The organism is Desulfotomaculum sp., assembly GCA_003513005.1.
Lineage (GTDB): Bacteria > Bacillota > Desulfotomaculia > Desulfotomaculales > Nap2-2B > 46-80.
In genome coordinates this window covers 24152-43809 of the sequence record DOTD01000014.1, presented here as the reverse complement: position 1 = coordinate 43809, position 19658 = coordinate 24152, and the positions used below count along the sequence as shown (strand labels likewise).

General features: G+C 45.2%; 24 protein-coding genes. 4 read left to right on the top strand and 20 right to left on the bottom strand.

The genetic code is table 11. The features are described from left to right. Positions 1-73: 73 nt before the first annotated feature. Positions 74-808, top strand: coding sequence for a peptidylprolyl isomerase (locus DEH07_01235; GenBank protein HBY03177.1), 735 nt, complete (start codon positions 74-76; stop codon positions 806-808). On the opposite strand, the gene DEH07_01230 is transcribed toward DEH07_01235, so the two are convergent. From DEH07_01230 to DEH07_01170, 13 genes are all read right to left on the bottom strand, one after another. Beyond that, entirely contained in the window at positions 721-1731 is a 1011-nt protein-coding gene (locus DEH07_01230) for a LysR family transcriptional regulator (GenBank protein ID HBY03176.1), read from the bottom strand. The genes DEH07_01235 and DEH07_01230 overlap by 88 nt on opposite strands. A gap of 148 nt (positions 1732-1879) precedes the next feature. Continuing rightward, on the bottom strand, positions 1880-2860 hold the full coding sequence (locus DEH07_01225) for a hypothetical protein (GenBank protein ID HBY03175.1): 981 nt from the start codon (positions 2858-2860) through the stop codon (positions 1880-1882). A gap of 151 nt (positions 2861-3011) precedes the next feature. Continuing rightward, positions 3012-3473 (bottom strand): hypothetical protein, encoded by a 462-nt coding sequence (locus tag DEH07_01220; protein ID HBY03174.1) that lies wholly within the window; start codon positions 3471-3473, stop codon positions 3012-3014. 194 nt (positions 3474-3667) lie between these two features. Continuing rightward, positions 3668-4306, bottom strand: coding sequence for a sulfurtransferase-like selenium metabolism protein YedF (yedF, locus tag DEH07_01215; GenBank protein ID HBY03173.1), 639 nt, complete (start codon positions 4304-4306; stop codon positions 3668-3670). Between the two features lie 125 nt (positions 4307-4431). Further along, a complete protein-coding gene (locus DEH07_01210) occupies positions 4432-4764 on the bottom strand; it encodes a sulfur reduction protein DsrE (protein ID HBY03172.1) in 333 nt (110 codons plus the stop codon). 16 nt (positions 4765-4780) lie between these two features. Continuing rightward, complete coding sequence (locus DEH07_01205; protein ID HBY03171.1) at positions 4781-5524, bottom strand: ABC transporter ATP-binding protein; 744 nt, start codon at positions 5522-5524, stop codon at positions 4781-4783. Beyond that, a complete protein-coding gene (locus DEH07_01200) occupies positions 5524-5661 on the bottom strand; it encodes a nitrate ABC transporter substrate-binding protein (protein HBY03170.1) in 138 nt (45 codons plus the stop codon). The genes DEH07_01205 and DEH07_01200 overlap by 1 nt, the downstream gene beginning before the upstream one ends. Positions 5662-5700: 39 nt before the next feature. Beyond that, positions 5701-6243 (bottom strand): ABC transporter permease, encoded by a 543-nt coding sequence (locus tag DEH07_01195; GenBank protein HBY03169.1) that lies wholly within the window; start codon positions 6241-6243, stop codon positions 5701-5703. Positions 6244-6293: 50 nt separating this feature from the next. Beyond that, positions 6294-7130 (bottom strand): hypothetical protein, encoded by an 837-nt coding sequence (locus tag DEH07_01190; protein ID HBY03168.1) that lies wholly within the window; start codon positions 7128-7130, stop codon positions 6294-6296. Beyond that, complete coding sequence (locus DEH07_01185) at positions 7081-8190, bottom strand: periplasmic-binding protein-like II family lipoprotein (GenBank protein ID HBY03167.1); 1110 nt, start codon at positions 8188-8190, stop codon at positions 7081-7083. Before DEH07_01185 ends, DEH07_01190 begins: the two co-directional genes overlap by 50 nt. Before the next feature lie 24 nt (positions 8191-8214). Further along, positions 8215-8691: a hypothetical protein gene (locus DEH07_01180; protein ID HBY03166.1), complete on the bottom strand. Its 477-nt coding sequence runs from the start codon at positions 8689-8691 to the stop codon at positions 8215-8217. Beyond that, on the bottom strand, positions 8688-9785 hold the full coding sequence (locus DEH07_01175) for a hypothetical protein (GenBank protein ID HBY03165.1): 1098 nt from the start codon (positions 9783-9785) through the stop codon (positions 8688-8690). Before DEH07_01175 ends, DEH07_01180 begins: the two co-directional genes overlap by 4 nt. Positions 9786-9789: 4 nt before the next feature. After that, positions 9790-10044 (bottom strand): thioredoxin family protein, encoded by a 255-nt coding sequence (locus DEH07_01170; GenBank protein ID HBY03164.1) that lies wholly within the window; start codon positions 10042-10044, stop codon positions 9790-9792. A 486-nt stretch (positions 10045-10530) separates the two neighbouring features. Between DEH07_01170 and DEH07_01165 the strand changes: the two genes are divergently transcribed. After that, positions 10531-11214, top strand: a complete 684-nt coding sequence (locus DEH07_01165; protein ID HBY03163.1) for a hypothetical protein — start codon at positions 10531-10533, stop codon at positions 11212-11214. On the opposite strand, the gene DEH07_01160 is transcribed toward DEH07_01165, so the two are convergent. The 3 genes from DEH07_01160 to nifS form a co-directional block, all read right to left on the bottom strand. Beyond that, positions 11200-11979, bottom strand: coding sequence for a 2-hydroxyglutaryl-CoA dehydratase (locus DEH07_01160; protein ID HBY03162.1), 780 nt, complete (start codon positions 11977-11979; stop codon positions 11200-11202). The genes DEH07_01165 and DEH07_01160 overlap by 15 nt on opposite strands. Beyond that, positions 11976-13127: a hypothetical protein gene (locus DEH07_01155; protein ID HBY03161.1), complete on the bottom strand. Its 1152-nt coding sequence runs from the start codon at positions 13125-13127 to the stop codon at positions 11976-11978. Before DEH07_01155 ends, DEH07_01160 begins: the two co-directional genes overlap by 4 nt. A gap of 78 nt (positions 13128-13205) precedes the next feature. After that, positions 13206-14345 carry a cysteine desulfurase NifS gene (gene nifS / locus DEH07_01150; protein ID HBY03160.1) on the bottom strand — a complete coding sequence of 380 codons (1140 nt, stop codon included), beginning with the start codon at positions 14343-14345 and terminating at the stop codon, positions 13206-13208. A 323-nt stretch (positions 14346-14668) separates the two neighbouring features. Between nifS and DEH07_01145 the strand changes: the two genes are divergently transcribed. Then, positions 14669-15139, top strand: a complete 471-nt coding sequence (locus tag DEH07_01145; GenBank protein HBY03159.1) for an ATPase P — start codon at positions 14669-14671, stop codon at positions 15137-15139. A 300-nt stretch (positions 15140-15439) separates the two neighbouring features. Next, on the top strand, positions 15440-15982 hold the full coding sequence (locus DEH07_01140; GenBank protein HBY03158.1) for a hypothetical protein: 543 nt from the start codon (positions 15440-15442) through the stop codon (positions 15980-15982). Here DEH07_01140 and DEH07_01135 read toward each other — a convergent pair. Genes DEH07_01135 through modD form a run of 4 tightly spaced genes read right to left on the bottom strand, consistent with a single transcriptional unit; the run spans position 15979 to position 19541 of the window. Next, entirely contained in the window at positions 15979-17073 is a 1095-nt protein-coding gene (locus DEH07_01135; GenBank protein HBY03157.1) for an ABC transporter, read from the bottom strand. The two genes, DEH07_01140 and DEH07_01135, sit on opposite strands and share 4 nt — an antisense overlap. Then, positions 17067-17894, bottom strand: a complete 828-nt coding sequence (locus tag DEH07_01130; GenBank protein ID HBY03156.1) for an ABC transporter — start codon at positions 17892-17894, stop codon at positions 17067-17069. Before DEH07_01130 ends, DEH07_01135 begins: the two co-directional genes overlap by 7 nt. Beyond that, positions 17872-18666 (bottom strand): molybdate ABC transporter substrate-binding protein, encoded by a 795-nt coding sequence (gene modA, locus DEH07_01125; GenBank protein HBY03155.1) that lies wholly within the window; start codon positions 18664-18666, stop codon positions 17872-17874. The genes DEH07_01130 and modA overlap by 23 nt, the downstream gene beginning before the upstream one ends. 26 nt (positions 18667-18692) lie before the next feature. Beyond that, on the bottom strand, positions 18693-19541 hold the full coding sequence (gene modD / locus DEH07_01120) for a ModD protein (GenBank protein ID HBY03154.1): 849 nt from the start codon (positions 19539-19541) through the stop codon (positions 18693-18695). Between the last annotated feature and the right edge of the window lie 117 nt (positions 19542-19658).

The window sequence follows — 19658 nt, the reverse complement described above, 5'->3', positions numbered from 1 at the left end:
AAATTTACTGGCTAACCTCAGCTTACACCTTTCCCGAGCCCGTTATAATTGCCTTATCATTAAGGGGGTATAAATGAAAAAGTATATCCTTATCTTGTCACTTATTTTTCTTTTGATAATCTTACCCGGTTGCGGCAAAACGTCAAAGCCCGAAGTTGCTCAGCCAAAAGAGCAGGCGGTAGAATCAAATGAGGCAGGTGATAATCAAATAAAACCGGACCAGTACCAGCTAGATCCTCCAGAAAAAGGGGATACTATTGCCATTATTACAACTACGTTGGGCGCTATAAAAATTAAATTTTTTCCCAAAGAAGCGCCCAAAGCCGTAGAAAATTTCACCGGACTGGCATCTTCAGGTTATTATAACGGCTTAATCTTCCACAGAATAATTAACGATTTCATGATTCAGGGTGGTGATCCGTTGGGAAACGGCACGGGAGGCCAGAGCATCTGGAAGAAACCTTTTGAAGATGAATTCAGCGAAAATCTGCACAACTACAGAGGAGCGCTTTCCATGGCCAACAGCGGGCCCAATACAAATGGAAGCCAATTCTTTATTGTACAAAAAAATAAGGTTGAAGATAACCTCCAGTTATGGATGCGCCAGAATGGTTTTGACCAGGAACTTATTGACAGTTATATGAAAAACGGTGGAACGCCGTGGCTTGACAACAAACATACTGTTTTTGGACAGGTTTTTGAGGGAATGGATGTTGTCGATCAAATAGCTGCTGTTAAAACAGATGCTAATGGAAAACCTGCGCCGGACATTAAAATAGACAAAATTGAAATCACAAAACAGGGGTAGAAAATTTTATCTGCAGAGGGTCCCTGGTTATCCGGGGACCCGGTAAAAATAAAGTCATGGAATGCTTCAGCGGCAAAATTATTCATCCAGCTTCGATCGCGAATAGCATATAACTCTCTGTTCAGGTCAAGGTTATGAACAGTGATTTCCTTGATCAGTCCAAGCAGCAGGGGTTCCCTGGCGGCCAAAGATGAAACAACACTTACCCCTAAACCAGCTTCTACGGAGCCAATTATAGCCCGGGTACTGCCCATTTCCATAACAACGCTTAATTTTTCTTTTAAAATACCACTCCTGGCAAGGCTTGCTTCAAAAGTTTTCCGTGTTCCCGAGCCGCTTTCCCTCAATATAAAATTTTCCTTGATTAGATCATTAATCTTTACCTCTTCGCCGGCTTTCCAGCGATGATCCGGCGGGGCAATCAAAACCAGGCGATCAGTTAAAAAAGGCAGACACTCTATTCCCTTGCCTGAAATCAATGTGCCGCACAAACCCAGATCTATTTCGCGGTTTAAAAGCCACGCTTCAACCTGTGCGCTTCCCGCTATCCGCACATTGATTTGGATACCCGGAAACCGCCGGTGAAAGTTCCCGATTAATCTCGGCAGCACATATTCACCGGGAATTGTACTAGCTCCAATTGTAAAAGAACCGGTTTTTAATTCTTTCAGATCATTGACGACCGATTTAATTTTATGAGAATGGGCAACTATTTGCTTTGCCTGTTCAAATAGCAGTTTCCCGGCTTCAGTAAGAATAACGTTTTTTTCATTTCGCCAGAAGAGTTTTACCCCAAGTAATTCTTCTAACGACTGGATCTGAAAACTGACCGCAGGCTGACTCATGTACAATCTTTTGGCAGCTTTAGTAAAACCCTTTAACTCGGCAACCCATAAAAATACTTCCAACTGTTTTAAATTCATTTTTCACCTGAAAAAGCATATTTTTATAACCTATAGTTTTATTATAGCTTTTTCTCACCTCAATTTAAAGATTAAAAAAATATCCCGCGTATTCCCGATTGTAATAGACAGTACAGAAGGGCTTGAAATTACTGCTGTAGAAAAACGGTCACTTAACGGGAAACAGAATTGCGTTTCTTCTGTTTTTACTGCCGGCGTCGCCAATTCGCCATCCCGCTGTTGTTGTCTCGGCAAAATAATACTTTGTTCCCTCATAATCGTAATACAAAGGTTCCCGGTCAACAGGAACCTGATCATCTTCAAAAGCTACCCCTACAGCAAAGTGATCCGGAAACTCCACCAGGGCAACCTTATAATCCATGCTTTTCAGGATGGCAGCCAGCAGAATAGACTTACAGTCACAATCACCATTTTCAGCAAGAGTCTGAACCGGCAGCTGGACATCAGCAACTTTGTATGGGATAGCGCCCCCGATAAAACTCAGTACAAATTCTGCCCTGTGAAAATAATCATATTTGGAGGCCATGTCTGACAGCGCCTCTCCCATGTACCCGGCAAACTTATAGTTTTTTTCTTCTGTCACCCAGGGGGATAAATCACCGTTTGATGTTGCTCTCAAAGAACTGATCAGGCTTCTAAGAACGGTGTCGGACCTTATAAACATGGCTCTTTGTGAAGCGCCGTCACTTTTATAGTACTCCTGAACAATATCTTTTATATTCCTGCTGTACTCAAGCAAATCTTCAGGAATACCTATATTCCAGCTATATGTAACTCCCTGGTAACTCCAGGTAAAGCTCTTGCTTATACTTTTTTCGTTAAAGGAAAGCGGTTCTACCGACTGCCGGACTTCAGGAATCGGCAGGACAGATGAATCGTCACTCACGGGAATTAACGAAGCGAACATAACAACACAAAGGATAGCGGCAACAAGCGCAATAAAATATTTAGATATTGACTTTTTCTGTACATGATCTATTTCATCCAGATACCCGTCCCGGTATACTGGCACGCAGGGGAAATCAGGATCAAAAAGCCAGTGGCCGCATTCTGTGCAGGTATTGGCTTCCTTAGAGGAAATAGTATTGCATACAGGGCACCTGTAGCCAAAAATGGCTTCGCTGTTCATAATCTATACCCAATTCTTTTTTACAGTAAATATTCATCACTGCCGGGCTAACTTCCTTTATTTAAAAAAAACATAAAATGTCAAAAACCCTGCAAAATTCTGCAGGGCAGCTGCCTTAAAGACATTTCTGTTTTTCAAAGAGGTATACTTACTAAGAATGTGTGGCCTTGATAATATTCTGGCGGCTGATTATTCCCAGCACTCTTTTATTATCATCCAATACCGGGACACGGTTGACTTCTTTTTCCGACATAATTTTGATTACTTTCTCAATCGGGTCTTCCGGCCCGACAGAATATACCTTTTGGGACATTAACTCGCTAACCTTCAGGGCAATAATGCGTTTTAATTCTTTATTGAAACGGCTGGGATTTTCCAAGTAAATAATACCGCCAAGAAAAACAGTCATCGCCGGCGCTTTTATTTCTTTGTCCTGAATTAACAGGTCGCCCTCGCTGATGATACCTACTAATTTTCCTTCCCCGTCTACCACGGGCATACCGCTGACGTGGTGATTCAACATCAGTTGGGCCACTTTTTCTATAGTATCATCTGCATTAACTGTAATGACTTCTTTGGTCATTATATCTTTAGCCAAAACTTTTCCTGCCATGTGATTACCTCCAAAGGTTCTTTCCTCTACTCTACAATGTTTTTCATGACAGCACAAGTTCTAATCCAGCATTTAACGGCGCTTGTTAAAGCAAGGGTGACAAGGGATTGTTTTGTAGCCCTGCAGAAAAAAACATAGCTGATTAATACAGCTGTTGTTTTGCCTTTTTTATTATCTCACTTCTTTAAATTATGTCAGGCTATATTAATAACCTTACTGGACTTTGTAAGCTCTTCGATTATTTCTAACATGTTGCTGACCTTTCCAACGAGCAGCTTTTCCGTAAGCTTGTAATAATTCAGGCATGTGCCACAGGAAAGGATCTGTGCGCCCTTTTGGACCAGGGAATTTATTTGTTCGATTACCGGCGAACCTTCGGTTGTTAGGTAAACTCCGGAGTTTATAAAAATTAAAGATTCCGGGCACGGCTGTTCAATTAAAGCAGTAAAGAAACTCTTCAATAGAACCTCGCCTAAATCCGGGGAACCCTGACCAAATGAGTTTGTGGTGATCAGGTAAACCGGGCTTGTATTAATCAGGCAGGCCTGGCCTTTTTGATAAACGCTTTCAACCTTTTGATCACATTCAGTACTGCACTGCAAGTCCCCGTATTTGTTTTGTGCAGTTATCTCCAATACGAAATCACCGCTGGATTCCTTTACGTCCACACTATAACCTGAATTTTCGGCAAAAGCGGTAACATTTTCTCTCGCAGTCTTATTATCAACAATGACGGTGAGAACAGCCCCCTGTTCTATTTCTTCCAGCGCCTTTTTAGTGTTTATTACCGGCTGGGGACACGCTAACCCGCGGCAATCCAAATTTTTATTCATCTGCCTTCCTCCTCGTATGATTTTTCGGTATTTCTATTTAAAATAACATGAGCCTGGAGAAAAAGGTAAGCGGCTTAAGCTCTTAAAACCATGCCAAACCTGCTTCGCAGCCCTTTTTCAGAAATTTAAAGTGTGATTACCTGGTCCAGCTCAACCTGACTCAGGGCGGCATACAGGTTGGGGAAACAGCCAATCATGGCTCCTGGTATAAGCCTATCGTCGATATGCCTTTCTATGGCGCATTGATCACAGGCCATTAAAAGCATTCCGGTGGCTTCGTGCAGTCCCTGAAGCCTTTCTCCCATTTCAGTTCCCTGTACGAGAAAGAAGGTATTATCCATAAAGAAAAACATACCCACTACATCCGCTCCATGCCTTTGATTCTCAAGCTGGGGTATAATCATTTTGTCCAATATTTTTTGAGAGTTCGTTGAAGTGAAAACATAAGCAACTTTCATTATTATAACCTCCTATTCAATTTCTTTTAAGAAAATCCTCTAAAAGTCCTTTGTTGTAAAGATACTCTTTCAACTGCCTGTCCCGGGGCCTGTCCATCGCAATAGCCAGATCCTTTACGATCCTCCCCTCGCAGGCGGAAAGAACTATTACACGATCGCTGAGGTAGACAGCCTCATCAACATCGTGAGTTACCATCAATACGGTTGTCTTATTCTTGCTCCACAGGGCTTCCAGTTCCTCCTGAAGCGCTTTTCTCATTTGAAAATCAACCGCTCCAAGCGGTTCATCCATCAACAGCACCTCCGGCCTGCCGGCCAACGCCCTGACAAAAGCCGTCCGCTGCTTCATACCGCCGGAAAGCTGGCTGGGATACAGCCGTTCTACACCTTCAAGCTGCGCCATAACCAGAAGCTCCTTCAAACGCTCCTCACGCTCTTTTTTGGGAAATCCTTTTTGTTTCATAGGAAACAGTATATTTTCCCTGACAGTCATCCAGGGAAACAAAGCGTAATCCTGAAAGACAAAACCCCTGTCCGGCCCGGATTTTTGCACAACCTGTCCATTTAACAGAATCCTTCCTCCGGAAGCTTTCTGGAAACCGGCTATGATAGTTAAAAGGGTTGTTTTCCCGCACCCGGACGGGCCCAAAAGGGTGACAAACTGACTCTCCCGCACAGTGAAACTGACTTCTTTCAGGACTGTGTTGCTATTCCTGTTGTTATGGAACACTTTGCTGATCTTCTCGACCTTAAGCTCCACTAATGGACAAACCTCCATTTAGTTATTGCCCTCTCTAAAGCCAGGATCAGCCTATCTATACCATACCCCACGAGAGCCGCCATAATCATTAACGCCATTAAAATATCTGTTTGCATTCTTGTCTGAGCTTCTACCATAGAGTAGCCGAAACCGGCACTCGTTGCTATAAATTCCGCTCATATTACAGACATCCACCCCAAACCGACGGCAATCCTGCCGCCGGTCAGAATATCAGGCAGAGAACACGGCACAATAACATTGGTAAAAATAGTCAACGGACCGGCACCCATACTGTGAGCAGCATTGTAATAATCCCTGGAGATATTCCGCACCCCGGCGATTGTATTCAAAATGATGGGAAAAACACCCGAAAAAGCAATCAGGAATACTGTCGGACCATCGCCCAGGCCAAACCAGACAATAGTCAGCGGGACCCAGGCCATTATTGGAACCTGCCTTATTGAACCAATAAATGGATCTAAAAGCTGCATCGCAGTCCTGGAATAGCCCATTAAAAGTCCTATGGGTATCCCTGCAATAAGAGCAAACCCAAAACCCGTCAAAACTCTTCTTAATGTTATGATTAGATTTTTAATCACTTCCGGATCATGAACGGCTGAAAATAAAGCCAGGGCCGTTTTCCAGGGGGCGGGCAGCAAAATGTCGCTGTGGTAGTGGTCAGCGGCCAGCTGCCAGATAAGATAAATCGCAGCTATTATAATTAGCCTGTACAGCGCCTTATTTAATATCAGCCACTTTGTCTTTTCTTCTAAAGAAACTTTACCCCCCACCTGATCCATTCATCCGCCTTTCCACCCGAAACAGGGATTTTTTTATACCTACTGATTTCCTTCCGGATTATTTCAGGACGGTTCAGTTCCTGAACCGCCTCTTGATACAATCTGGCAAATTCCTTGTAACGGGGATCTTTTTTAAAACTTTTCCGGACCATTAGTGTATATGTAACTACACCTTCATCCCGGGAGGACAGCGTCCGCTTGTCTCCCTTAAGAAACATCGCATCAATTGCGTCTGCCACGATAGCGTCAACCACTCCTTTTTCGTATGCATATGGAATTGCTCCGGGAAGCATTGGCGCCGCTATACAGTTTTCTCCATAAATTTCCTTAACAAGTTTCTCCTGATAAGATCTTCCCTGCGCATAACCGATTTTCCTTATTCCGGCAGAGGATTTTGAAACTACAATGTCTGAATTTACCAGGCACGGACCGATCATCTCATATTTATGATCTTTTTTTAAAAAGATATCGGCTGCATCAGGACACATTACCGCAATGTCAAGCCGCTCACTGCCCAGGGTCATCTGAAATGCGCCGGAACAGCAATCCTTAATCTCGTATACTTCATACGTGTTTATGGTTTTACAGTCACTTAACCCTTTTTGATCAACCAGGTAGTGAATCAACATCCCCCCGGCGCCGTCAGGGCAACCTATCCTCATTTCTCCCGTTCCCTTGCTCCCGGGAAAAGAGCAGCCTGCCGTGCAGAGCAAAACCGCTGCAAGCATGGCAGAAAATATTTTTTTGACTAATTTTTTACGCTGCCTTCCCTGCCAGATCGACAGCTTTTTGTTTCCACTGCTCATAGGTCATCCCAAGCGGGAAAACAGGGTCGACTTTTTCCTTGATAAACTGGTCAAAATCGTCCACACCACACTCATCTAAAAGCTTTGTTTGAATAAACTCTTCAACTTTCGGGGCTTTGTCCAGAGTTTTAACTCCCAAATCATAATTTATCTCGTCAGCAAAATTTTTGGGATCGACTTTCCACGTAAGAGTCCTTCCCTCGCCGACAGTCTTTTTGTAAACGGTCATCATTGCTACTTCTTCGGGCACAAAGTAGTTGGCTGCGAAAATCTTCGCTGCGCTGACAGGATTGGTATAAATATACTCCAGCGCCTTTGCATGGGCCAGGATCATTTTTTGGGCCAGTTCGGGGTGATTTTCGGCAAAATTCTTGTTCATTGAAAATACACAGCAGGAGCCCCAGTCCCCGTCCGGCAATTTTCCCAGCGCCTGGACAATATGGCCGCACTTATCGTATTCAGCCATCGAACCCCATGGGTCACAGGTGAGATAACCGGCAATTTTCCCGGATTTCAGGCTTAAAAATCTGTCTTTCAATTCCATATCATAGACTTCGTATTTTGATCCGGCTGCAGGTATACCGGCGTCGTTGGCAATCCTAATCCAAGACGAATTGTTCTTTTCCGGATCCGACCCCAGGGCCACTTTTTTACCTATCAGGCCGTCGGCATCCTTGATTTCGTTTGCGGCAACAAGGTAATATGACCCCCCCAGATGGTTGTTAGCCGCCACAAAAATGGGAGATCCTTTCAAGTACGCCCTCATCAGACCTTCAGTGCCGATATAACCCACATCCATCTTACCGGCAGCCATAGCTTCCGGGACGTGACCGTTGCCGGTTACGTTTACGTTTAACCCAAGCTGTTTAAAAATGCCCGCGTCCTTGGCTATGCATGCGGCAGTCATATGGTCACAGTTATAATAACCAAGCTGGACAACATAGTCTTTGTCTTTGTCCTGTACGGTCGCTTCTTTCTGCTCTGTTTTCTTGCTTGCGCATCCCGCCATAAGAGCCAGAATACACACAAAAATTAAAACAACACATCCTCGCTTTTTCATATTTTACTCTCCTCGTTCAAATTTCTAGCAACAATAATTCATTCCCCGTCCAAAAAGATCCTCAAGCAATGCCCCTTCAACCCTATATACGGCATAGCCGACCTTGGCGTCTTTCATCCCCTGGACTACGAACTCAACCGGTGGCTTGCGGTCGATATCCCTGAATGTAATTAACTGATTGGAAACCGGGGCCGGGAATGAGTTCGTACACTGGTATTTTCCAGGCAAATTCAAAACAACAAGCATCCTGTTTTTTTTACTGTTTTCTTTGTAAATCACAACCAGATCTTTTTTTCCGTCATTATTCAGGTCACTGCCGGAAAGGGTTATGATTTTTTTGTCCGGGAAGGTTTTTAAAAAATATTCAGCCGCCGGAACGTTTTCCGCCTGAATAACAGTTCCGGCATTATCCTGTAGGGAAGACTTTGTTTGGTAGCCTGACGTTAGTCCGAAAAGAAAGAACAAAGCACAAAATAAAACATATTTTTTACCACCGGTCATTGGGCAAACCCGGCCTTACATCTTTTAAAAAACAACTTTACGGATGGATAGAAGGCATAAAGCCCCATCGCCAGAACACAAACTGTGCATAGATATTTCACAGGTTTAGGAGCGGAAAAAGTAAGCCCATCGGCCATTTCCACTACCCCATGAGTTTTTTTAAAATCCAAAAAGGGTATAAAATCCGGCATCAAGAGCATATTCGTAAGGTAACCCGCTAAAAAAGAGAAACCAACCAGAACCGAGAAATAAATTACTGCGGCTCTTTTCCCAATTAACTTGTAAATACTGATTAATTCAGGAAGATTGGTAGCAACGCCGGTTATTAAAAACGTGATTGCCAGCCCTGGAGCGGCGCCGCTGGCCACAAGCGCTGCAATAAAGGGAATATGGCCCACTGCGCAGACATACATTACTGCCCCGAGAACAGCAATAGTGGCTATTGACAGCATGCCGGGGTTTCCCAAATACTTTTGGATAAAAGCAACCGGTACAAACGAAATTATCAGGCCAGCAAGAAGAATGCCAAAACAGACGTACTTGCTTACTGTCAGGCCGAGATCGATAAATCCCCACTGCAAACCGGACCACAGCTTCTCAGCTAGGCCGGACCGCTGCGAATCTTCCAGCTTGACCATCTCAACAGCATCGTCGATACCCGGAGCTTTTAATTCCGGACCGGCGAATTTATTTCCCGCCACCCCGATGATTAGAGGGATCATGAAACCACAAATAAGATATACAGTGGCAATCCGGGGTCCCAAAAAACCATAGGCCAGAAGAACAGCGGCAGGATTTATTATAGGCGTAGCCGTCATAAACGCCAAAGTCGGCCCGAGGCAGGCCCCTGAGTAATAAAGGCCCAAACCAAGCGGGATTACTCCGCAGCTGCAAATAGGCAGGAGCATTCCTGATACCGTTGCCTTAATTAGTGAAGAGATCTTTGTATTCCCAAGCATGTCCATGAGTCTTCCCGCGCTTAACAGGTTATGCAGCAAGCCTGCAAGAATAAAGCTGATTACAAGCCAGAGGGAAGCCCCATTTAAAATTTCAAAAGCGTTAAAAAGCACATTTTTAATAAGCCCCAATATCAATTCTTTATCGCCCCAACTCTTCTGCGATAGCTTTTTCAACAATTGACCTGGTAATATTATCGATCTTCTTTTTGCCGTTAACAATCATTGTTCCCTTTGTCACCATTCCGTATTTCCGGATGTAGTCCATGTCTTTGCCGGTGTAATATATCTTCACGGCAACCTCTTCGACGAACTTACCGGCAACACTTTCGATCATCCGCGCATATTCGTCGCATGAAGGGCAAGTGTTGATGAACTCAACCTGTACTTTTGCCATTTTTATAAACATTCCTTTCGCTGCGCTCAAGTCACAAAACGCTATAAAAATGATTGCTTGCGCGCTATTCTTTAATTGGTCGTGCAATTATACTACAGAGCACGTGGAGGTGAGTGCGTCACCCAACATTCCTTTCTTTGGGAAGACCGCATTTTTATATGTGCCGCTCTGCCCGGTCAAGCACAAATAAGTGTGGCATAGACCACGTAGATTTATCTTTGTATAAGCAATTCTTTGTTTGTAGAGGATAAGCAGTCAATGCTTGTGCGACCACTATACCATCTGCGAGAGGGAGTGTTTATGCTCAAAATTGTGTATCCTATCTGCTGCGGCATCGACGTTCACAAAACCTTCGTCGTTGCTACCGTCGCAGCTACTAATCACGAAAACATCACAACCTACCAAACCAAACGCTTTTCCACCTTTACCAAAGATTTAAAAGCCTAAGCGCTGTGGCTTTCAAATCATCAATGTGTGCATGTCTGTATGGAATTTACTGGCAAATACTGGGTTCCTGTTTACAATATCCTGGGACCTTCCTGCCGGATTACCTTGGCGCATCCCAAGTATGTCAGGGCAATCCGAGGTATGAAGACCGACAAGAAGGATTCCATCTGGATTGCAGACCTCCACAAACATGGACTGGTTCCCGGTAGCTTCATTCCTCCAGCAGATATTCGTGAAATTCGTGACTTGCTGCGCTGCCGTTCCAAATTGGTTTCCTTTGCGTCCAGTGAAAAGAACCGAGTGCAAAACTCCCTGACGGTTTCCAATATCATGCTTTCTAATGTGGTGTCCGATACCTTTGGCAAAAGCTCCTTGGCTATTCTTTCGCATTTGTTGAAACATCCTGATGATCAGGACTTTGATTTTCGGCCGCTTTTACACGGCTCAATGCTTAAGAATCAAGACGTTATTGCTTTAGCTATTGACGGCGCCATCAGCGATGTTCAGGCCGGTAAAATCACTCTATGCTTAAGCCATATGGATGTTATTAAACGCTGTATCGCTCAGATAGAAGCAACTGCCGTGCATTTGTCTTCCTCTTATTCCGGAAGCCTTTACTCGTTCAGTGCGCCAACTCAGCTATCAAGAATAAAGATTTCCCGCACTATCGTGGCCGCTATGAAGCGATTAAGCACCGTCGCTCTATATTTACAGCGATTTTAGTCTGACTTCTTCCCGGGCAAGAAGGGCCGCTCCCAGGGCGCCTGCAATCTGCGACTCCGGCACAACATGCAAATCTCTCCCGAGTTCTTTACACAAGAACTCCCTCACACCCTCATTTTTTGCCACTCCGCCGGTAAATACAATATGGGCGCCCTTACCCAGCCTTTCGGCCATAGCAGCCACCCTGGCCGCCACAGACTGATGGATGCCGGCTATTATTCTCTCTCTTTTCACCCCCTCCGCCAGCAGGCTGATCACTTCCGACTCGACGAACACAGTACACATATTACTTGTCTGGACGGGGTCGGCATCTTTGGACAGCATGGCCAATTCACTAACGTCCAGTCCAAGGGCGGCGGCAATTACCTCCAAAAATTTACCCGTCCCGGCAGCGCACCTGTCGTTCATCGCGAAGTCAGTGACATTCCCGAAACGGTCGATGGCGATCACCTTGCTGTCCTGACCGCCTATATCGATTACCATATCAACTTCTTTCACTAAAAAGTGAGCCCCTTTTGCATGACAGGTAATTTCCGTAACAGCTTTATCAATAAAGGGAACAGATATTCTTCCATATCCTGTTCCTACAATAAAGCCGATATCCCCGCGCTTAAGGCCGGCGTTTCCGAGGAGTTCCTCGAAAGCCTGTTTTCCAGCCTGACGCGGGCTGTAACCCGTCGGCCTGATCAAGCTTGTCCAGGAGGATCCCTCAACGAGAACGGCTTTTGTCGTAACAGAACCCAAATCCAGGCCAACAGTAATCATTGTTGTTTTTTCCTGCCCGCAACCTCGATAAACGCGCTGATCCTGGTTTGAAGCTGCTGCAGGTCCGAAGAGGAATAGTCGGTCTCCAGGTGTAAAAAGGGCAGGTCAAAATCCTTTTTTACAAAATCCCGAATCATTTCAGCTTCGATGTTGTATGTATGACAGGCCTGCCAGGTCAAGTCAACAACACCGTCAATCCTGTACTCGGTAATCAACCGGTCAAGAAGCTCAAACCGGCCGCTGTTTGGCGACATGCAGGAACAGGGTATACTCAGATACCTCTCGGCAAGCGCTTCCAGAGGATCCTTTTGATCGTTCTCTTCAACTAGGTATTCCAGCGTTTTAATCCCACCGCAGTTTTCCAGACAAACAACGCTCCCACCGCATTTTTCAATCAGCATAACAACTTTTTCAGACCCGAGGCCTACAGGGCAGCCGGTTAAAAGAATGCGCGGCGTACCTCTCGGAAATGGCGAAGTCCCGCTGCCGGCAATTTCGGCAACCTCTTCAATCAAACCGTTAACCAGTTCGATACCATCTTCCTTGTCCGCATTAAAGTCCTTGACCCAAAGGGCTGTCATCAGATCGAGGCCGGACAGGGGCGCCGGATCGATCTTGTTCATTTCGTGGAGACGCTTCATGGTCCGCCGTTCCCTGTTGGCAAGTTTAATAGCCTGCCTGAGGGAATCTTCACTAATCTCAACAGCCAGGTTCTTCTCCAGTTCATTTCTTAAGACCTGAAGCTCAGCCAGCCACCAATCAAATGCCCTGGTTCCTTCTGAGTTTTGAGGCAACTGCATTACGTGCATCGGTCTATAGCGGCGTAAAAACTCAAACATCTTTTTCTTGCCGTCACAGGTGGTTTCCGCAATTACATAATCTGACATCCGGAAGAAAGGACATGTATCCGTGATGGCAAAACCGAAACTTGATTTAATCAGCGGACAAAGGTTGCGGGGCAATACCTTTTCAGCTTCCGCGATGGGCTCGTTCTTTGTCCCGCAAAGGCTTACCGGAATAGCCCCGGCGGCGAGAACAAGTTCCTGAGGCGCAAATGCGCAGTACAAGCCAACGATTTTTATTTTATTTTTTTTTGCGTTTTCAAGATTCATTATGCTCAAATCGCGGAAACTTTCGAAAATCTTCATTGTAGCGGGTCGCAAATTAATCACCTTCAATTTGTAGTAAAATCAAATAAAATTATATATTATCACTGTCTATCCATTTTACCCGGTCTTTATCGCGGAATCTATAACTTCCAGGAAATACTCCACATCCTCCTCTTTATTATCTCTGCCAAGTGTAAGGCGTAAGGATCCATAAGCAGCCTGCGGCGGAATGCCCATTGCCAGCAAAACGTGTGAGGGCTCCAAAGAGCCCGATGTGCAAGCCGAACCGCTTGACGCAGCTATACCCTTCATATCTAGATTGAAGAGCATTGATTCTCCTTCAACGAATTCAAAACAAAAACTGGCATGGTTGGGCAGACGGGAAGTGGGATGACCGGTCAGTCTTACCTCCTTGAACCGGCTAAGGACGCCGCTGATCAACCGATCGCGAAGCGCTGTTAATCGCTTGCTTTCCTGCTCCATCCCGTTAAAAGCCAGTTCGGCGGCTTTGCCCAAACCAACGATACCAGGTACATTTTCCGTACCCGCCCTGCGCAATTTTTCCTGGGCTCCGCCATGGAATAAAGTCTGTTTAATACGTGTGCCCCTTCGTATGTACAGGGCTCCTATACCCTTGGGACCATATATTTTGTGCCCCGAAACCGAAAGCAGGCCGACGCCAAGATCATCAACTGTAAAGGGAATTTTACAGAAACTCTGTACTGCGTCCGTATGAAAGATAATTCCCCGCTGTCTGGCCAAATTTCCTATTTCTTTTATTGGCATGACAGTTCCAACTTCATTGTTCGCATGCATAATACTAATCAGGATCGTTTTATCTGTAACTGCGTCAGCAAGTTCATCAACATTAACCTGGCCATATTGATCCACAGGCAGGATCGTAATGTCGAAACCCTGCTTTCCCAAAGCTTTAACAGTGTTAAGAACTGCGTGGTGCTCAACTGCACAGGTTATTATATGGTTTCCCCTTACCCGGTTTGTACAGGCGATTCCATGTATGGCCATGTTATCGGATTCGGTTCCTCCGCTTGTAAAGACAATCTCCCCGGGATTGGCGGACATGGCTGCAGCGACCTTTTCCCTTGCCTCTTCAACGGCTTTACGGGCGATAGTCCCATAGTAATGCTGGCTGGTCGGGTTCCCAAAATTTTGACCTGTTATAAACCGGTTCATCTCCTCAGCCACCTGTGCGTGAACAGGCGTGGTGGCGCTGTGATCAAAATAAATCCTGCGCAATATTTATCCCCCTTGTATAAAAGACAATCAACCCGGGCCGGTTGAATTCCCAACACTGATAAAATAATTATATATGAGGCTTCGTTATATTTATAATTTAATTTTGTTATGGCTGATGCATCAATAAATAAAGATATTTTATAGCTTTTAAACAAAAGCAAGGCCTTGCGAAGGCCTGATAAGAAAATTTAGACCTCTTAAATGTACGGTTTCTACAGTTAGGGAAATGCTGCCGGCGCATAATTGGTATATAATAAGTTGAAAACGTTTTGCGCCTTGAAGGACGCAGTTCTCAATTTAATATAGAAAGCGTTGGAGGGAAAGTGGTTACTTTTAATATTCCGGGGAAAGGATCTGTCAGTTTAAATCATATCGTGCTCGATTTTAACGGAACGATAGCACGTGATGGTGTGTTGATTGACGGAGTAAAGGAAAGGCTGAACAAGTTAGCGGAACAAATGGAAGTTCATATTGTAACAGCCGATACTTTCGGTTCCTGCCGGGAATACTGCAAAGGCATTAAGAGCAGTATCCACATTCTTACAGCCGAGGCCGGCGCTCCTGAAAAGCTGGAAATTATAGAATCACTGGCGGCAGAAAACGTAGCAGCCGTGGGCAACGGCGTCAACGATACCCTGATGCTGAAGGCTGCCGCCCTGGGTATTGTTGTCATCGGACCGGAAGGAGCTTCAGCAAAGGCTCTCCGGGAAGCTGACGTAATAGTGAAGGATATCAACGACGGACTTGATCTGCTTTTAAATCCTAAAAGACTTATGGCGACTTTACGGGAGTAAACGTCCACGCCGCTGAAGCGACGCCGGCTTTAAGGATAAAAATTCATCAACAAAGGAAGTTCAATGCCTCAAGTGCGGTTTTAAGCCTTCATTCGTTAAAGATTATCCTCCACTCGTGCGCGGTTTATACTATTCAAGCATAGAATATAGAGGCAGCTTTAGAAACATAGAATTATCCGTCAATAACCTATAAGGAGAACTGCTGGATTTATAGATTCAATTAATTTCTAACTTCAAGTTGCGCTTTGAGATATATTAATAAATAATTAAATGAGCATATGTTCATTAGGTGGTATCGTGATGGTAAGGAAAAGATGTATAGGATTGGTAGATAACCTCCCCTGCTGTCAAAAATTTATTGCTGAAGGCCAACCAAACCCAAACCCGCTGGTACTTGGGATAGAAGAACTTGAGGCCATCAGGCTTAAAGATATGTGTGGTTTCGACCAGTCCGAGTGCGCCGGCCAAATGGGATTGAGCCGCCCAACTTTTCAGCGCCTTCTGCAAGCCGCCAGAAACAAAATAGCTTTAGCGCTGGTAGAAGGCAGGACGATCATGATCAGAGGAGGGAACTATGTAGAAAAACGCCGTTCTTTTGAATGCGTTAAATGCAGGCATACGTGGGATGAAGGAACCTTCTCTGAAAACGGTAAACGCGGCTACGAAATTTCCTGCCCCAAATGCGGAAGCATGGAAAAATACAGAGTCTTTGCAGGCGTGCAAAAAGTTACCTGCAACGAACCGGTTCATCAATTCAGACGCTGTCAGGGATTCTGCTGCAAGAACTTGTTAGACAGTGAGGAGGAACAAGAATGCCGGGTAGAGACAGGAAAGGACCTTTAGGGCTGTAATATATGAAGATCATCAACGTCTACACTGATTCTAACCCGTGAACCGCTTTGCAGGTTAAGCTCTTTCCATTCGTTGTTTGAAAGAATGGCTTTATATTTTCCATTTCCTGAACAAACGACCTCGAGGTGGGTGCTGAAATTAACGACCCGTTCAATGTGTCCGTACCAGTTGTTGGCTTTGCTTTCTTCATAACCATTCGCCCTGCTTAAGCTTAAATCCCAGGCGTGAATCAACAGGGCAACCTCATCCGGGTACTTTTCCGGAATCTTCTTTCTCTTCAAAGGACCAAATTCTACAGGGCTGCCGGCCTGCCTGAACCAGGCCTGACCTTCCTTCCATTCGATTCTACCCTGCAAAATGTTTTCTCCCATAAAGAAATCAGCCAAATATTTTGTTGAGGGCTGGAAAAATACGTCTTCTACTTTCCCCTGCTGCAGAATTCTGCCCTGATCCATAACCAAAAGATGTGTTCCAAGCTGCAGCGCCTCATTAAAATCGTGGGTAACATGAATAATTCCCAATTCTTCGTTGTCATGAATAGTCCGCAATAACTCTTTAATAGAACTGCGGGTCTGCGGGTCCAGTGAAGAAAGCGGTTCATCAAGTAAAAGCAGCGGCGGTTTGGACAGAAGGGCACGGGCAAGAGAAACCCGTTGTTTCTCACCCCCGCTTAAAAATTGGGGGTACCTGTCCAGCAAATGGGTTATTCTCATGGCTTCGGTCAACTCGTCCATTCTTTTCATTATGCTTGATTCCAGTCTGTTTTTATGGGACCTGACAGCAAAAAGAATATTATCTTTAACATTGAGAAAAGGAAAGAGCAGACTGTCCTGGTAGGCAAAACCAAATTTTCTGGATTCGGGAGCCAGTGAGGTTATTTCCCTGCCCCGGAGAAACATTTTTCCTCCCTTTGGATACCGCAACCCGGCCAGTGTTTCCAGCAGCATAGATTTTCCGCAGCCCGTGGGTCCCAGGATAACAAGATATTGACTCTCCTCCAATGTAAAACCAATATCACACAGTTGAAAATTTCCTTCCCTGACATGGAGATCCTGCACGGTAAAAAGAGCAGGTTTCAAAATCTTATCACCTCCTGTTTTAGAAAAAACTTCAAAGTAATCAGGGAAACCAGCGCCATCAGCAGCATGACAATGGCTGTTGAAATGGCGAACTTTAAATCCCCCATGGACATGTTCAAAAATATAGCTACCGAGAGGGTTTCAGTTTTCATCCGGGTGATACCGGCAAGCATTGCCGTAGCGCCAAATTCACCAATGGTCCTGGTCCACGTCATAATCAGGCCGTTAATAATCCCGTTTCTGGCTAACGGCAGAGTCACTTTTCCAAAAACATTTCCCGGCGTGTAACCCAAAGTACGGGCGATATTTTCCATGCGGGGGTCAATGCCGTCAAAGGCCTGCTTCATAATCCTCACTGCGTAGGGAGTAGCGATAAACCACTGGGCTATTACAACACCGGAGGAAGAAAAAACTATATCCAGACCCAGCGCAGTTAAAAAACCCCCTAGTACCGGCCCAAAAAGAATCAGCAGGGCTATCCCGCTGACTAACGGGGGAAGGACGATTGGAATATCCAGCAGGGTGTCTACAAAGGCTTTGCCGGGAATTTTGTATCGTGAAAGTATATATGCCGCCGGCAGGGCAAACAGTGCGGCCAGCCCTGTAGCCAGCACGGAAGTCCACAGTGTAAAAAACAGCGCAAAATGAAACTCTTCCTGCCGCAGAACTGTTTTAACCGTCTCCCAGTTGGCGTAGTTCATCAGCCCTCCGATCAGAAGCAGTATAAACAGGACCAGGAAAATGAATAACAGCCAGAAACAACCGATCAGAAGGCTCCGGCTGTTATTCCTGAATGTTGTTCTATTGTTTTGTTCTAAAGCCATATTTTGCGAATACCGCCGGTCCCTCTTCTGTGGCAAATTTCATGAAAGCGTCAGCCTGATCCTTATTGGCGGAATATTTCAAGGTGGCTACAGGAATCTCTTCGACCATATTGATCTTCGGATCGATTTCCACCACTTCAATTTTATCCTTTGACTTTACAGTGTTGCTTATCTCTACAATACCGGCGTTTCCCTGGCCCATCGTGATGGCTGTTACGACTTTGGCCGGAGTTTCCATGCTGGCCAGGATGTTCTTTTCCACTTTTGCGTCGATGCCCGCATTTTTAAAGATTTTAAAAGCAGTCTTACCGATAGCGGTAGCTTCCTTATCCGGGATCACCAGCTTAACTCCATCTTTGGCCAGATCCTCGACCTTGGTTATTTTAGCCGGGTTGTCCTTGGGAGTAATGATTACCGGGGTGACGTAGGCCACCGGCCCGGCCGTATTTTCAATATGCCCGGCCTGCTTGGCTTTATCTACAAAAGACATGTTCCCCGGCAGATAGATATCGCCTTTTTTAGTTGTTTCCAACTGGTTAAGCAGCGCACCAGAGTTGTTAAAGTTCATTTCCACTTTGACGCCCGTTTTTTGCTCAAATTTCTGGGCTAGCTCTGTAACCGGATCTTTCAAGTTCGCGCCCACATATGCATATAAGGATACTGCCTTGGTGGATTCCTCCTTGGGGGTTTCTTTATTTGCACTGCAGCCCGCAAGCGCTGTTACAAAAATAAGTAACAGCAGCATAGCAAAGATTTTTATTTTACTTCTCATATTGATTTCTCCTCTGAATCAAATACTCAATCGATTTTATCGATAACCACCTTAATATCCGCCGGTTTGCCAAAATAGACAGCGGTAGTGACAATGGCGTCAATGCCTGTCCCGGCATATTCACGGGCATTGTTCTGGTTAATGCCCCCGGCGGCAATGACGATGACTCCCGGATGCGCCGCCCTGATTTTCTCAACCCATCCCTTGAGATCCCCGGGGCTGGCTTTGTCGAACTGGATTCCGTCGGCCCCGGCGGCCGCTGCCCTCATGGCTTCATCAAAACTCTCAGCCTCAACAATTATCTTTTTTTCACAGGCTGTTTTTTTAATCTCGGCTATCTTTTCCAAAAGCTCTTCGTAGCTTCCCATAAAGTTCCAATGCTGCCTGAAGATAAGAATTGTTTCGGAAAGGCCCAGCCTGTGAGGATATGCCCCACCAGCCAGGATGGACTTAAGGGAGAGTTCCTTGGTGCCCGGAAATATTTTTCTGGTAGGCGCCACTTCTATAAATGGATTGACTTCCCTGGCATTGTTCAGCAATTGCCTTGTCCTGGTCGCGATGCCGCAGCAGTACTCCAGAATGTTCTGGCAAACCTTCCAGGCCATGTGCAGGTTTTCAGCCTTTCCTTCACCCACAATAATGATCTCCCCTTTTTTCATGACGGCTCCGCTTTCCAAAGACTGGACAGCCTTTATATCCAGCTTCTGAAATATCCGTAAAACTTCTTCCGAACCGGCTAAAACTCCATCCTCTCTCGTAGAAAACATAATCCTGCCCTGCTTCTTGCCAATGCCAAGAAGCATAGTGGTCAAGTCTATGTACGGCACGTCCTCCTTGATAAACTTGTTGATTGTTTCATCTGAGATAAAGACCACTATAAACCTCCTTTCGACTTATTACTTATAATGATATATTGCTCAATTAGCGCTTGTCAATTGTATTTACTGTCTTATGTTATGTTATATTATCCCTGGAATATTCACCATGTGCAG

Bases quoted from the DNA above. Each gene is read 5' to 3' on its own strand.
- DEH07_01235 (HBY03177.1), top strand. From the start codon at position 74: ATGAAAAAGTATATCCTTATCTTGTCACTTATTTTTCTTTTGATAATC.
- DEH07_01230 (HBY03176.1), bottom strand. From the start codon at position 1,731: ATGAATTTAAAACAGTTGGAAGTATTTTTATGGGTTGCCGAGTTAAAG.
- DEH07_01225 (HBY03175.1), bottom strand. From the start codon at position 2,860: ATGAACAGCGAAGCCATTTTTGGCTACAGGTGCCCTGTATGCAATACT.
- DEH07_01220 (HBY03174.1), bottom strand. From the start codon at position 3,473: ATGGCAGGAAAAGTTTTGGCTAAAGATATAATGACCAAAGAAGTCATT.
- yedF (HBY03173.1), bottom strand. From the start codon at position 4,306: ATGAATAAAAATTTGGATTGCCGCGGGTTAGCGTGTCCCCAGCCGGTA.
- DEH07_01210 (HBY03172.1), bottom strand. From the start codon at position 4,764: ATGAAAGTTGCTTATGTTTTCACTTCAACGAACTCTCAAAAAATATTG.
- DEH07_01200 (HBY03170.1), bottom strand. From the start codon at position 5,661: ATGGTAGAAGCTCAGACAAGAATGCAAACAGATATTTTAATGGCGTTA.
- DEH07_01190 (HBY03168.1), bottom strand. From the start codon at position 7,130: ATGAGCAGTGGAAACAAAAAGCTGTCGATCTGGCAGGGAAGGCAGCGT.
- DEH07_01185 (HBY03167.1), bottom strand. From the start codon at position 8,190: ATGAAAAAGCGAGGATGTGTTGTTTTAATTTTTGTGTGTATTCTGGCT.
- DEH07_01180 (HBY03166.1), bottom strand. From the start codon at position 8,691: ATGACCGGTGGTAAAAAATATGTTTTATTTTGTGCTTTGTTCTTTCTT.
- DEH07_01170 (HBY03164.1), bottom strand. From the start codon at position 10,044: ATGGCAAAAGTACAGGTTGAGTTCATCAACACTTGCCCTTCATGCGAC.
- DEH07_01165 (HBY03163.1), top strand. From the start codon at position 10,531: ATGGAATTTACTGGCAAATACTGGGTTCCTGTTTACAATATCCTGGGA.
- DEH07_01160 (HBY03162.1), bottom strand. From the start codon at position 11,979: ATGATTACTGTTGGCCTGGATTTGGGTTCTGTTACGACAAAAGCCGTT.
- DEH07_01155 (HBY03161.1), bottom strand. From the start codon at position 13,127: ATGAAGATTTTCGAAAGTTTCCGCGATTTGAGCATAATGAATCTTGAA.
- DEH07_01140 (HBY03158.1), top strand. From the start codon at position 15,440: ATGGTAAGGAAAAGATGTATAGGATTGGTAGATAACCTCCCCTGCTGT.
- DEH07_01130 (HBY03156.1), bottom strand. From the start codon at position 17,894: ATGGCTTTAGAACAAAACAATAGAACAACATTCAGGAATAACAGCCGG.
- modA (HBY03155.1), bottom strand. From the start codon at position 18,666: ATGAGAAGTAAAATAAAAATCTTTGCTATGCTGCTGTTACTTATTTTT.